Annotated in this window: 12 protein-coding genes and 1 tRNA gene; 2 read left to right on the top strand and 11 right to left on the bottom strand. The window is 49.9% G+C overall.

The window, feature by feature from the left end:
- Window positions 1–21: 21 nt before the first annotated feature.
- The 9 genes from G9409_RS09205 to G9409_RS09165 form a co-directional block, all read right to left on the bottom strand.
- Window positions 22–1,821 carry a GTP-binding protein gene (locus G9409_RS09205; protein ID WP_166808485.1) on the bottom strand — a complete coding sequence of 600 codons (1,800 nt, stop codon included), beginning with the start codon at window positions 1,819–1,821 and terminating at the stop codon, window positions 22–24.
- 320 nt (window positions 1,822–2,141) lie between these two features.
- Window positions 2,142–3,023 carry a sulfate adenylyltransferase subunit CysD gene (gene cysD / locus G9409_RS09200; RefSeq protein ID WP_166808585.1) on the bottom strand — a complete coding sequence of 294 codons (882 nt, stop codon included), beginning with the start codon at window positions 3,021–3,023 and terminating at the stop codon, window positions 2,142–2,144.
- Between the two features lie 19 nt (window positions 3,024–3,042).
- Window positions 3,043–3,756 carry a phosphoadenylyl-sulfate reductase gene (locus tag G9409_RS09195; protein WP_166808484.1) on the bottom strand — a complete coding sequence of 238 codons (714 nt, stop codon included), beginning with the start codon at window positions 3,754–3,756 and terminating at the stop codon, window positions 3,043–3,045.
- Window positions 3,757–3,785: 29 nt separating this feature from the next.
- On the bottom strand, window positions 3,786–4,025 hold the full coding sequence (locus tag G9409_RS09190) for a sulfurtransferase TusA family protein (RefSeq protein WP_166808483.1): 240 nt from the start codon (window positions 4,023–4,025) through the stop codon (window positions 3,786–3,788).
- Window positions 4,012–4,890 carry a 4Fe-4S dicluster domain-containing protein gene (locus tag G9409_RS09185; RefSeq protein WP_166808482.1) on the bottom strand — a complete coding sequence of 293 codons (879 nt, stop codon included), beginning with the start codon at window positions 4,888–4,890 and terminating at the stop codon, window positions 4,012–4,014. Before G9409_RS09185 ends, G9409_RS09190 begins: the two co-directional genes overlap by 14 nt.
- A gap of 396 nt (window positions 4,891–5,286) precedes the next feature.
- Window positions 5,287–5,360 (bottom strand) — tRNA-Cys (locus G9409_RS09180).
- A 259-nt stretch (window positions 5,361–5,619) separates the two neighbouring features.
- Window positions 5,620–6,705 (bottom strand): porin, encoded by a 1,086-nt coding sequence (locus G9409_RS09175; RefSeq protein WP_166808481.1) that lies wholly within the window; start codon window positions 6,703–6,705, stop codon window positions 5,620–5,622.
- Window positions 6,706–7,407: 702 nt separating this feature from the next.
- Window positions 7,408–8,232, bottom strand: coding sequence for a DUF3298 and DUF4163 domain-containing protein (locus G9409_RS09170; RefSeq protein ID WP_166808480.1), 825 nt, complete (start codon window positions 8,230–8,232; stop codon window positions 7,408–7,410).
- Window positions 8,233–8,234: 2 nt separating this feature from the next.
- Window positions 8,235–8,990, bottom strand: coding sequence for a glutamine amidotransferase (locus G9409_RS09165; RefSeq protein ID WP_166808479.1), 756 nt, complete (start codon window positions 8,988–8,990; stop codon window positions 8,235–8,237).
- Window positions 8,991–9,415: 425 nt separating this feature from the next.
- Here G9409_RS09165 and G9409_RS09160 point away from each other — a divergent pair, with 425 nt between their 5' ends.
- Window positions 9,416–9,991, top strand: a complete 576-nt coding sequence (locus G9409_RS09160) for a shikimate kinase (RefSeq protein ID WP_166808478.1) — start codon at window positions 9,416–9,418, stop codon at window positions 9,989–9,991.
- 27 nt (window positions 9,992–10,018) lie between these two features.
- Window positions 10,019–11,119: a 3-dehydroquinate synthase gene (aroB, locus tag G9409_RS09155; protein ID WP_166808477.1), complete on the top strand. Its 1,101-nt coding sequence runs from the start codon at window positions 10,019–10,021 to the stop codon at window positions 11,117–11,119.
- Here aroB and G9409_RS09150 read toward each other — a convergent pair.
- Together G9409_RS09150 and G9409_RS09145 are read right to left on the bottom strand one after the other, a co-directional pair.
- Window positions 11,092–11,907, bottom strand: a complete 816-nt coding sequence (locus G9409_RS09150) for a type III pantothenate kinase (RefSeq protein WP_166808476.1) — start codon at window positions 11,905–11,907, stop codon at window positions 11,092–11,094. The two genes, aroB and G9409_RS09150, sit on opposite strands and share 28 nt — an antisense overlap.
- A 19-nt stretch (window positions 11,908–11,926) precedes the next feature.
- The gene (locus G9409_RS09145; protein ID WP_166808475.1) at window positions 11,927–12,433 is read right to left on the bottom strand and encodes a hypothetical protein; all 507 of its coding nucleotides are present in this window, start codon (window positions 12,431–12,433) and stop codon (window positions 11,927–11,929) included.
- Between the last annotated feature and the right edge of the window lie 471 nt (window positions 12,434–12,904).

Genomic DNA, 12,904 nt, shown 5'->3' with positions numbered 1-12,904 from the left:
CGCCAATCTATGAAGTTGCCTTCATATCTGGTAGTCGATAATGATCTCCCGTGATTTCAGAATATCAGCCACTTGACTTACAGCGTCAGCGACATTCACTCCTGCAGGAAGCTCAAAATCAGGCTGATATCGGGAAAAACCGTTTTCGCCCAGGTTGATGACGAGAATATCATTGGGTTCGTTCAGCTGCTTCAGGGTTTCGATATCGTAATCATCAGCATCATCAATCGTGGTAATAAAGATCAGCCCTGCATCGGTAAGAATACGGGCAAGCTCACCAATCCGCCGCAGCCGCTCGCCGGCACTGTCGGCATGAGTTCCAAGATCGGCATCAAGACCGCGATCAATATTGGCTACTCCAAGATAGTAGGCATTCAGGCTGTTTTCAAAAAGTCCCCGTTCAAGAGCTTTGGCAACGGCACGCTTCCCGGTACCCTGTGCACCGGTAAAAACAATAAACTTCGCCTTGTGCCGGTTTGCAGCAACCCTCTCCTCAACGTGCACCAGCCCGGGCTCCCAGTTATTTTCCCGATCGCGGATATGCTGCTGGAGCAGGGTTTCGCCCGCCGAAAGATTTTCAAGAACAATACCGCCACCACAAATTTCATAATTATCAACAATCACAAACCTGCCTGTTGTTTCACTGGCAGAGGCCGGATCAAAGGCTATGGGACGGGCCGTTTCAAGTATGCACTCGCCAACATCACGGCAGTCAAGCTGCTGCTTGCTCTTGCTGTAACTCAAATCCGAAGCGTCAAGCGTATTGCTGATCTCTGCCAGCTTGACCGAAGCGCGAGCGGAACCCAGCTTGAGCTTGTACTCTTTCTGGCGGATCATCGGAGCCCTTCCGACCCAGAAGATGTTCACCCGGAACCGGCTGCCCACTTCCGGCTGGGGCTCGGAGGGCTTGACCATAAGCTCTCCCGGACGGATATAGATCTGGGTTGTGAGGGTAAAACCGGCTGCCTCACCGGCTGTCGCCCGCTGTTTTGGCTGCGTGTTGAATGACTCTACCGACTGGATGACCGACTGCTTGCCGGAGGGGAGAAAGAGCACCTCATCACCCACCTGCACTGAACCTGCCGCCACACTTCCGGCAACAATCCGGCGGTCGTCATCACTCCGGGTAAACTTGTAGATATCCTGCACGGGAAAGCGGAACGGCAGTTCCTGAAGCTCCTTGCTGCTGACAAAGCGGTCAAGCTGCTCAAGCACCGTTGCTCCCTTGTACCACTCCATACGGTCGGAAAGCGAAGCGATATTGTCACCCTCACGGGCACTGACCGGTATAAAGCTGACCGGCGTCACCTTGATCTGGGCAAGAAAAGCCGTGTACTCCTTTTTAAGCTGCTCAAAAACCTCCTCGCTGTATCCGGCGAGATCCATCTTGTTAACCAGCACCGTAACATGCTTCACGCCGAGCATGGATACCATATGGCCGTGCCGTTTGGAGTTCTCCTGTATCCCTTCATGGGCATCAATCACAAGCAGAGCCGCTTCAGCCCGGGATGCGCCGGTAATCATGTTTTTCAGAAACTCGATATGGCCTGGAGCGTCAATAATGATATAGTCACGCTTTTCGGTGTTGAAAAAGCAGCGGGCCATATCGATGGTAATGCCCTGAGCCTGCTCATCCTTGAGCGCATCAAGCAGAAACGCATACTCGAAAGGCTTCGAGTTTTTGCGGCAGCTCTCCTTGACCGATTCAAGCTTGCCCTGTGGCAGTGATCCCGTATCGGCAAGCAGCCGGCCTATCACGGTACTTTTGCCGTGATCAACATGACCGACTATAACAATATTCATCTGCGAACGTCCATTCATAAAGAGAACTGATCAAAATATTTTAACGATAAAAGCAAAGGACCAAAAGGACAGCAAGGACGAAGAGAAATATCCAGGAAATCCCTTCTTTGTTATGTCATCTCGAACAACGTGAGAGATCTCCTTTTACGACAATCAGATCCCTCCTTTCAGTTCGGGATGACAGTGGGGACTGTTCAGAATGACAATGAGGATTGTTCGGGATGACACCGAAAAAAACAATCCAAAATTCAGAACCCCCTCGGCTGTGTCATCTCGAACGCAGAGAGAGATCTCCTCTCACGACAATCAAATCGCGAAACAAATCAAGAGCTGTGACTTCACATGTACCCGTCGCGGCGGAGCGTCTCCAACCCCCCTCCATCTTCACTGTCCTGGGCTCTACCGGAGCGTTCGGCTATGTTTGAAAACTTGCCGCTCTTGAGCTCATCAATGATTTCAGGCAGTGTTCGCGCTTCGGATTCAACCGGGTTGGTGCAGGGGTAACAACCGAGTGAACGGTATCGTATGCCTGCTCCCTGATTGAAGTAGAGCGAGACCACGGGGATCTTTTCGCGCTCGATATACTCCCAGATATTCAGCTCGGTCCAGTCGAGAAGCGGGTGAATGCGCACATGGGTGCCGGGAGCGAAATCGGTCTTGAACTGGTTCCAGAACTCGGGCGGCTGGTCGCCGACATCCCATACATTATCCTTGTCCCTTGGAGAGAAATAGCGCTCCTTGGAACGACTCCCCTCCTCGTCCGCCCTGACTCCCGCTATAACGCCGGTATAGGGCTCTTTACCCTCATCCTGAACATAGTGCTTGAGCTCATGATCCATACGATAGCGCGGCCACTCACCCGAAAGGGTGTGCTTCAATGCTTCGCTTTTCAGATATTTGCAGCAGGTGAGCCGGTCGGTGTTGCCATCGGGAAAGGTGAGTTTTTGATCAAGCGCCTCACGGTTTTCACCGTAGATCATATTGAGGTTCCACTCCAGCGCGAGACGGTCACGGTACTCGATCATTTCAGGAATCTTGTAGTGCGTGTCAACGTGTACAAGGGGAATTGGTACGTGACCGAAAAAGGCCTTTCGGGCAAGCCAGAGCATGACGGTACTGTCCTTGCCGATCGACCAGAGCATGCAGAGGCTTTTAAACTCCCGGTATGCCTCCCTGAGAATATAGACGCTTTGGGCTTCGAGTTTGTCGAGATGATCCATTGATTCGCTTTCGATAGAGTTACTGTTTTTCACGATGCAGACCGCACTCCCGGTGCTCGGCAATCTCCCACCACCAGCGTCCTGCACGGAGATCCTCTCCCGGCTTGACCGCCCGGGTACAGGGTGCGCATCCAATGCTCGGATAGCCCTCTTCATGCAGCCTGTTGAAGGGAACATTGTGCGTTTTGATATACTCCCACACCCACTCTTCCGACACTTCGGCAAGCGGGTTTATCTTGTAGAGGCCGAACGCGGCATCCCACTCAATCGGAGCTACAGCGGTTCTGGTGACCGACTGCTCGCGGCGAAGACCGCATATCCAGGCCTTCACTGTTGAAAGCTTTTTTTTGAGCGGCTGCACCTTTCGTATACGGCAGCACTCGCGCCTCTTTTCAATGCTGTCATAAAAAAGATTCGGACCATGCTGCACCAGCATCGATTCAACAGCGGCCGTATCGGGAAAAAGCGCTTCAATCTCGATGCCGTAATGCTTTCTGGTGGCATCGAAAACATCGTAGGTCTCCTGATGAAGCCGCCCGGTATCAAGCGTAAAAACCGGAACCGGTAGTTTTTCCCTCTGCAGCATATCGGTAAGTACCTGATCCTCGGCCCCGAAACTTGATGCAAATGCCATATTTGCTGCGCCAAAACAGGCGACGGCCGCACGCAATATCTCTTCGGGTGAACTGCCGGAGAGTTCAGTGCTCAATTGTTCGATCTTTTCCTGGCTCATAACTCGGTTCGTTTATAAAGGTACCGCAACTATTGTTTTTTGCCGACAATCACGCTCACGCCTTCGCCACGATTTTCAACCTTGACGATCCGGTGGCCGCAATCCTTGAGTGTGCGGGCAACGCGCTGAACCGCTTCCCCTTCATCTACGAGCACCTCAAGCAGTTCATCACCCTTCAATTCTGCAACGGCAGCCCTGACGCGAACTGCATTGACCGGGCAGGAGATCCCCTGCACATCAAGGGTTTTTGTTATTTCAGGGTTTGCCAAGAAGCTCCTCCTTTACGGCGTCCAGACCAATCCGGTCAATCATATGGCCAAAGCGTTCCTTTTTCCGCCCTTTCTCCCTGTAGAGGGCTATGGATTTATCAATCAGTAGATAAAGCTCCTCCTCGCTCTCAACCATTTTTTTCAGTACAGAAGCGAAACGGGGCACTCTGCCCATGGTCCCGCCGATATAGAGAGTATACCCTTTCCTGCCGATAACCCAGGAGTTCGAGGGGCAGAGTGAGGTGCAGACACTGCAGTTGATGCAGCGCTTCTCATCTATGACATAGCTATATCCTTCGTCACTATCCTTGCGTTCAATGGCACTTACCGGACAGGTCGAAATGCAGAGCCCGCAGTCGTTGCAATGGTCAGCCACCCATTTTGGCTCGATGGCGCCCCTGACGCCGATATCGTTTTCATTGGCCTTGGTGCAGTTATTGGAGCATCCGGTTACCGCCAGTTTGAATTTTGAGGGGGTCTCCTGCTTGAAATATCTTGTATCAAGTTCCCGTGCAATCTTTTTGGTATCAATGGAACCCCATCGGCAGGTCTCCTCTCCAGGACAGGCAACAATCACCCGGACTCTCGGACCGCAGGCTCCCATTTCGATACCCGCACTCTGGAGTTCAAGCCGGGCAGTTTCAAGGTTGTCTCGATGGACGTAATGGATTTCTATACCCTGACGGGTGGAGAGATGCACAAACCCTTTGCCAAATTTTTCAGCAACTCCGGCAACACAGGCAAGCTGAGCTGCTGTCATATCACCGGCAACCGCTTTAAGCCGCATGACATAATAATCAGGCTGCTTCTGGCGCATCATTCCAACCTTGCTTAAAGCCGCCAGGTCAAGCTCATGTTCAGACATGCTATCAGAGATTCTAATTGTTTATAATATTTCAAGTTCCGGTCGCTCACCATCCTTCTTCCGGCTGAAGTCACAAAAACAGCAAAGCGTAACGATTGTTAATAAACGCCAAGAGGGGGCATATCTCCAAACCTGACCCAGGGAAATACCGCAAATATGGTATAAAGGGGAGGTTTATCAAATCATGATACGGTTTTTCATGAAATTTCTCCGGAAAAGAGTCGAAAAGAGGGTATGACGGAAAGGAAGAAAAAAACATCCGGGTCAGGATAGAGAAAAGATGTACCCGATTACACTTTTCTGAACTCACCCGGATGCGCAAAGGAACTACACGACACAACACAAAACGTTAAAACAGGACCCTTTATTTATGAGTCTTAAATAGAGGTTTCCTTGAGGCGATGACAAGATTCGAACTTGTGAAAAAGGGTTTTGCAGACCCTTGGCTTAGACCACTCACCCACATCGCCGGGTAAAAAAAACATCCGGGCCATTCTGAAGAGAAGATGCACACACACACCATTAAAGTCCCCACATGACTTTGCCGCGACAGAGGCCCGGATGCCGGAGTGAAAGAATACAAGAAGGTATCTCTATAAATTGTCGTGAGCGGTTTGAGGGCGAGGCGGACGGCGCACAGAAACCGGAGTGTACACAGGAGTACATGAGTATTTCGAGCACCGCCCAACGACACAATCGAATCGCGGAATAAATTTATAGAGATGCCATTTAGAAGGTTACGGTTGCATAAACTTCTGTCCGGAGCAGATCATTCGTCGCCTTTGAGGCACCGACGGCCTGCGATCCGCTTGCACGGTAGCGAAGGGTAGGCGTGATGCTGAAAGTTCCGGTAGCCGCTTCATGCACGTTAACCTTGTATGATCCCCAGACAAAGAGGTTGTCGTAATCAACCGTGGTTGCAGCAGACTTGTCTTTGGTTCTGTTGTAGTCAACCCATGCCGTAACAGGACCGGACTCTCCCTTGACCCTGAAGATATAGCCGCTGTAATCCCAGTTAGTGGCCTGGTAGGTGTTCTTGTCGGCAGTATAGAAACCGCTGAGTGCAACTTTGGATTTCCCGACCGGAATGAAGGCCTGTCCACCAAAGGAGTATGGCCTGCGACCATCCGATATGCGGGTAATCGTATAGTACGCCTGCGGAACCACGGTTACATCGCCCAGTGTGGTTTTGTAGTTCGCAGTGATACCATAGCCGTCATTCAAAAGCCCCTTATTGACTGTAGCCGTCGATGAAAGGTTGTCAAAGTTGACAAGAACAGCATTGAGTTCGCCTCCACCGAGCTTAACCCCGTAGTTGAATCCAAAAAGACGGTCAAAGTGGTTTGTGGAGATCGGTGTATCCACAGCATATAATTTTGAACCCTGTGGGCCGGTTCCCGGGATAGCGTAAAGCGTCAGATCCAGAATCGGGTTATCAAGACTTCCAAGCGGAAGGCGGCCAAGAGAATAATGGCTGTTTTCAAGATTGCGTCCAAAGTAGAACTGTGAAACCTCAAGGCTGTTGCGCTCGGTATTGGATGCTGCAATAGTCTGCCAGCCGCCGGCAACACCTTCATTCTGAATCAAGCCCTTGAAGAAGTAACCATCACCAAGATCGGCAGAGGGTTTCAGTCGAACACGATACTGGAAATACTGGTCCTGCGTATTGGTTGTAACGCCTGCAGCTGTTTTGGCCTTGCCGAAGTCGTCTCTCAGACGGGTTGAAGCGTCACCGCTTATTTTCAGTTCTGCCGATGCCGGTGATGCGTACGACAGTACAGCAAACATGGCGGCAAGAGATAACATTTTTTTCATTTTTTTACTCCCTTTGTTGTTATGTGTTTTGTTCTGGTGTTCTGGTTCACGTAAAAAACTTCAATAAAAAAGCCGTCACTGATGCTGACGGCCGGTTTTCATCTTTTATGCCTGATTGAACATGGGCACTAAGGCAGAAATCCGGAAGCGTGCAGCACACTCCCTCCGAGGAGACAACAACAGTTGCATGACGAACCGGCAACGCTGTTGTGTGATAAAACAAGTGTGTTCATTAGCTTTCTGTTTCGTTAACAATTGTGAACAAATAACCCATTATCTCCTTTATCTGCAAGCATATACCATAAAAATACCCTGAATATGGTAGGGATTGCGACCTTCTCCCTCTCTTCAACCTGCTCTTTACAATTCCCGATTGAACCGGATTAATCCTTTCAGAAAATTTTCAATAACCAACCCTTGCTCAACCGACAGATACTGGCGCGAACGACAATTGACAAAGGCTAATAAAACCCTCTATCGCCATAAAATGCAAGCATATACCATAAAAATACCGTAAATACGGGATGACACTCGATTCCCTGTCATCCCGATGAGCTGCGTAGTCGCGAAGAGAGATCTCGTTGGATGGAGCATTGCACGAGCCGAGTGAGATCCCTCTCTTCGTTCGGGATGACATGCGGAAAATCGGGATGACAAAAGAGGTAAATGAGAGTGCTCTCCGTTATAGCATCAGGGTGCCTGTCAGAAGTTTCTGAACCTCGGTTGTAAAAGAGGCTTTAAGTCACGCCAGGTGAGACTGAGTTCGGTAGAGCCGTTGACGTAGGGTGCTATTTCATAGACATTATAAAGAAAAAGCACCCCCTTGTCGGTGACCGCAAAGTTTTTATTGAAGCGAATGACATTCTCAACCAGCCCACCCTCCTCTCCATCAAGCGGGTCGGTTTTCGAAAGCCCTTTCAACTGCCGGAACCGGCCGTCAACCAGCTCGTTGAGACGGACTTCGTAGCCGGGAAGAAAAACATCAGCAAGCCCCATACGCCGGCCGCTATTTGTATCGAACACCAGATATTCCGTATGGCTCATGCCATGCGCACCGCCGGTAAAAGAGTAAAAGGTGATATCAAGCGTCAGAATTCCGGAACGGTTCAGAAGTACGGCGCCATTGAGATCAAACTGCCAGGGAATTTCTCCGGAAGCACGCTCTATTCGAAAGGCTTCATAGCCTCGAAGAAATGCTTCAGAAAGAGCTTCAATGGAGTGCGCGCCTCCCTTCGCTTCATCGAGTCGGAGTCCCGTGCTGTCGGCAATATAGGAGTGAACCTTGAGGTTGATCGAATCAGCATTCGCTCCGCCGGAGAAGTGCGGATAGCTCGCACGGCAGTATGTGGGATATTTTTCCGGACTGTTTCGATTACTGTAGCTCTTTTCAACACGTTTCATCGAATAGTCAAGCGGCAGCTCTCGCTTCCCGCCGGAACGCTCGACACAAGATGCCGGAGAAAAGATGAGCGTTGTCATAAACAGAGAAGCTGCAACTGCAAAAGTGGCATATCTGAAGCTTTTCATGATCACCCCGTTTTTGCGGTTAATGAAGCACTCCGGTAATTATTGCTGCGATGCAGCATTGAAGCAAAATTGGTCAACACCTTCCGGGCGTGAGGAGTCTCGGCTGCATCATGAAGCAACTGCTCAACATTCCGCCCCGATTTCCTTAGACTCTCTGCCTGTGCGGCAATATAAGTCTGCATGACCGCAGCGCTGTATTCCGGATGAAACTGCACGCCCCAGGCGGCCCTTCCGACCCGGAATGCATGAAAGGGATCGTGCTGACTGGATGCAAGTGAGACCGCTCCCGGCGGAAGAGTCAGCACACTTTGCGCATGCGTGGCATGGGCGGCAAAACGATCAGGCAGAGCATTGAAAAGCGGATCATGGAGAGCTTCAGAAGCAAGCATAATGTCAACCGTACCGATCTCACTGCCGAGGGGGTGATAACCGACCACTCCGTCCATGGCGCGACCAAGCAGCTGATGGCCGTAACAGATCCCGAGAAAAGGGACCGAAGCTTCTACAAGCAGGGGAATCCATGCTTCAAGCCGGAGACTCCAGGCCAGGTTATCGGTAACCATTGCATGTGATCCGGTCACAATGACACCACTGCATGTATCGGGTAAAGGAAGTGCGCTCCCCCCTGCTGCATCAACAACTTCAACCGGAACAGGAATCATGCCAAGCGCATTGTTGATCCACTCTTCGAAATCACCGAGTGTTTCAAGGGTTGAGGCAAAAGTTGTACCTGTTTTGATGATGTAAAGTTTCTGCATGAAAAAATCTATGATTACGCTCTTCTTCCAGACTGTCGGGATTCACTGCTTTTTGTAAAGACTCCGGTTATCACTGCAATGTAGTTAAATAAAATATGCTGCCGTATAGTGCAAGATAGGGTGACCAGAGTGCCCTCACCTCCGGTGACCACAAAAAATTGTGCCTTTTTTTCTATATTTGCCGCAATCATCAAACGGCAGGTTCGGATTTTTCTTTATTTTCTTTTTCGTTTGCATGATTCTCAAGGCATCATATCAGGGCTCTCTATGAATTGGCAGTGAGAAGCTCGAGAACAAGGCAGCGCAGAAACCGGAGTGTACACGGAGTACATGAGGATTTCGAGCACCGCCAAACGCAGTAATCGGGTTTCGGAACAAATAAAGAGAGCTGCCCGCAGAAGGGTGCCCATAACAGACCGTAAGCTGTGACAAAAAACTACTCACTAATCTTTTTAACCGGGTTCAGCGGTTCAGGAAAATCCACGATCGGACCACTCCTTGCCAATTCTCTCGGCTATGAGTTTGTTGATCTCGATCAGACCATCGAAAAAAGGGCAGGAAAAGCCATTACCCGGATTTTCAGTGAGGAGGGTGAAGCCTGCTTCAGAGAGCTTGAACTGCAAACGCTGCAGGAACTTGTCAATCAAACAAATCTTGTCATCTCACTCGGAGGCGGTGTCCTTGAAAACGAACGCTCCTATGCTCTTGTCAAGGAGTCAGGAACTCTGGTCTACCTGAAATCATCACCAAAAACGCTCGCAAGAAGACTCTGCAATAAAACTGACCGCCCTCTGCTGAAAGGCGAGAACGACAGGAAGCTCTCACGGGACGAGATTGAGGAAAAAATCAGCTCCATCCTTCTTGGACGTGAAACGCGTTATGAGAGTGCGAATATACATGTGCTTACCGATATAAAACGGATCGGGTCAACCGTTGAAGAGCTGACCCGCAAAATAGAGCGGTATATACGCAAAGCATCCGCAACCAAGAATGATCAATAGAGGCGACCAATAATCAAACAGATAGCAGTGAGCAAAATAATTACAGGAACCCCGGTTACTTTCGGACTCGGCAAATTGTTCAAAAGCCACGGGCTTTCAAGGAAAACCGTTGTTCTGTTTGACGCAAATACACGCAACCTCTATGGCGACAGGATTCTGAAAACGCTTGATGAGGAGGGGTTTCAATGGATAGAGATGACTGTGCCTGCCCGTGAAGCATCAAAAAGCTTCAATTCAGCTTACCGCCTGTTCGGCAAAATGATCGAAGCGGATGTTGACCGGAGCTGGAACCTGCTGGCTGTTGGCGGAGGCGTCGTGGGTGATCTCGGGGGATTTATTGCCGCAAGCTACTACCGGGGCATCCCGGTTATCCAGCTACCTACAACCCTCCTGGCTATGACCGACAGTTCGATTGGAGGCAAGGTTGCCATCAATCACCCGCTAGGCAAAAACCTGATCGGATTCTTCCATCTGCCTGAGCTGGTGCTGATTGACCCCTCATACCTTGCAACCCTGCCGGAACGGGAGATCTATTCAGGCATGGCGGAGGTGGTCAAATACGGCTTTATCTCTGATCTCTCATTTCTCACCTATATCGATAACCATTTCAGTGATATTATCGCACTCAAGGAGCCATTCCTCACCAAGGCGGTTAAAACCAGTGCCGGTATCAAGGCTGCGGTTGTCAAAAAAGATTTCAGGGAGACCGGTGGACTTCGGGCCACGCTGAACTTCGGTCACACCTTTGCCCACGGGCTTGAAAAGCTCGCAGAGTACCGTCACCTGCGCCACGGCGAAGCGGTCACCATCGGTATGGTCTGTGCGCTCTTTTTATCCAATACACTCGGCTATCTTGATGCGAAGTCGCTTGAAAAGGGGCTCTCAATACTCGGGAAATTCCGGTTTCCAAGGGGTGTGATCAGACGACGTTTTCTTGACATCGACAGCAATTCGCTGCTTGATAACATGCTCTCCGACAAGAAAAAACTGGATAAAAAGCTCCGTTTTGTGCTGCTGAAAAATCTCGGAGAGGCGTTTCTTCTGGAGGCAACCATTGAGGATAGTAAGGTACTCACAGCAATCAGCAGGGCTCAGGGCTTCTATTCGGCGTTAACGGTAAAGAGATAACGGGTACCTCTGAGTACGGCAAGCTCTTCAAGCAGCGTATCAGATTCAAGCAGTCCGGAAATCAGCGGTGCGCTGCCGCCCGTCACAATCACCTTCGGCTCCCCTGCTTCACTCTTTTCTCGCAAAAGGGTTTTAATCTTCCCGATCAGCCCCTCTATACCCGATACACACCCCCAGATAATCCCGTTTCTGATACACTCTGCGGTCGAGTTCCCGATCAGCGAAGTCGGGGTGTCCATACAGACAAGCGGAAGGCGTGCCGTCCGTTCATTCAGAGCCCTGGCCATGAGGTCAAGACCGGGCATGATGAGACCTCCGAGATAGAGCCCTTCAGAACCAAGCACATCGACGGTTATGGCGGTACCGATATCAAGGGCAATAACCGCATCTTCGGGATAGAGCCTGCGACTGAGTGCACAGAGTGCTATACGATCCGCGCCGAAAGTTTCCGGTGCATCATAAGAGAGCCTGAAGGGTAAGCGGAGCGAAGAGGTAACAGCAACCATTCTGCCCCCGAGTCGGCGCTGAAGCGCGCTCATGACCACTGGATCGAGAGCGGGAACAACACTGCAAAGCGCGGCATCTGAAAGTTCTGGATAAGAGAGAAGAAGCGGTTTAATCACTCCGTCGATATCATCAGGAGTGGAGAGGGTTTCCGAAGGCACCTTGTGCACCTCAAGAAGCTCTTCACCATTGAATACCACAAATGAAGCGGTTGTATTGCCAATTTCAACAACAAGCAGCAAGCTGTCGGAAAAGGGCGGTTGGCCGTAAGGATTGTTAATCATGTTTTCCAAAAAAAGCCGATCAGCGCAGTTTGGCCGGAACACCGGTTCGCTTTGTCAACTCCGAGATCAAACGCTCATAACCAGGAAGATTTTTGGTTATAAAGAGCGAGTCCCTGTCAGCGCTTTTTGCAGCAACAATGAAGATTTTCGGAGGAGGATTGTAGGTGATGCTCTCCTGATAGATTGCTGTCACATCAGCAAGCTTCAACTGCTTTTCAACTCCCTTGCGATCAAGATAGAGCACCTTGTCGAGAGAGAGCTTCACAGAGTCACCATCCTGCCCGTGCTCCCCCACAAATCGGGTATTATAGTAGTTGGGAACTCCGAGCGATACGGTAGTCATGAGAACGAGAACGATCGATTTCCAAAGACAGCCAAGGTCAACTCCGTAGGAGAATTTTCCGAACCTGAAAAACACCGCCCACCCGAGAGCAAGCAGCAGCATGCCGAATGCCCAGGTGAAAAGATAGTAGTAATCCATCCACCATGAGGGATAGGTCATGGGGTAGTTAAAAACCTCTGGCATGTCGGTCGGGGTTGTTTTGCATAGAAAATAGCTCAACGCAAGATAAAAAAAGCCGGTAGAATATCGCGAGAGTGAAGCGGCAATATTTTTGTTCTGCTTATTGCACAATACTACCCGATGCATCGGCAGCATTATTTTCTACACCCATGTAACATCCGAAAAATATCCACATATTTGTTGACTATTTTGTAACTCAAATTGTAACTGACTCACAACATCTCACCACCAGATCAAAAATAAATTAATATCAAACCCTCACTGATACCCAGTGATAGCAAGGCTTTTAGCCCTTTTATTTCATCCCTTCATCTCATGCAATGCACTAAAACGCCAATTCCGGCACGCATCTTGCATCTATAACGCTATAACCTGAGATACATAACGATCATCATCCAACATTTCAAACAGGTAACGACTTTTTATAACAGTTAAAGTGAGCCCGACAATTTATCGTCATGCACAGCTCCGCCC

Origin of the sequence: Candidatus Chlorobium masyuteum, assembly GCF_011601315.1 — a bacterium.
Lineage (GTDB): Bacteria > Bacteroidota > Chlorobiia > Chlorobiales > Chlorobiaceae > Chlorobium > Chlorobium masyuteum.
Note: the sequence above shows the minus strand (reverse complement) of the source record. Positions and strands in the feature narration are given on the sequence as shown.

What these genes read in the sequence shown, in the direction of transcription:
- G9409_RS09205 (WP_166808485.1), bottom strand. Translation starts at nt 1,821, where the DNA reads ATGAATGGACGTTCGCAGATGAATATTGTTATAGTCGGTCATGTTGAT.
- cysD (WP_166808585.1), bottom strand. Translation starts at nt 3,023, where the DNA reads ATGGATCATCTCGACAAACTCGAAGCCCAAAGCGTCTATATTCTCAGG.
- G9409_RS09195 (WP_166808484.1), bottom strand. Translation starts at nt 3,756, where the DNA reads ATGAGCCAGGAAAAGATCGAACAATTGAGCACTGAACTCTCCGGCAGT.
- G9409_RS09185 (WP_166808482.1), bottom strand. Translation starts at nt 4,890, where the DNA reads ATGTCTGAACATGAGCTTGACCTGGCGGCTTTAAGCAAGGTTGGAATG.
- G9409_RS09175 (WP_166808481.1), bottom strand. Translation starts at nt 6,705, where the DNA reads ATGAAAAAAATGTTATCTCTTGCCGCCATGTTTGCTGTACTGTCGTAC.
- G9409_RS09170 (WP_166808480.1), bottom strand. Translation starts at nt 8,232, where the DNA reads ATGAAAAGCTTCAGATATGCCACTTTTGCAGTTGCAGCTTCTCTGTTT.
- G9409_RS09165 (WP_166808479.1), bottom strand. Translation starts at nt 8,990, where the DNA reads ATGCAGAAACTTTACATCATCAAAACAGGTACAACTTTTGCCTCAACC.
- G9409_RS09150 (WP_166808476.1), bottom strand. Translation starts at nt 11,907, where the DNA reads ATGATTAACAATCCTTACGGCCAACCGCCCTTTTCCGACAGCTTGCTG.
- G9409_RS09145 (WP_166808475.1), bottom strand. Translation starts at nt 12,433, where the DNA reads ATGCCAGAGGTTTTTAACTACCCCATGACCTATCCCTCATGGTGGATG.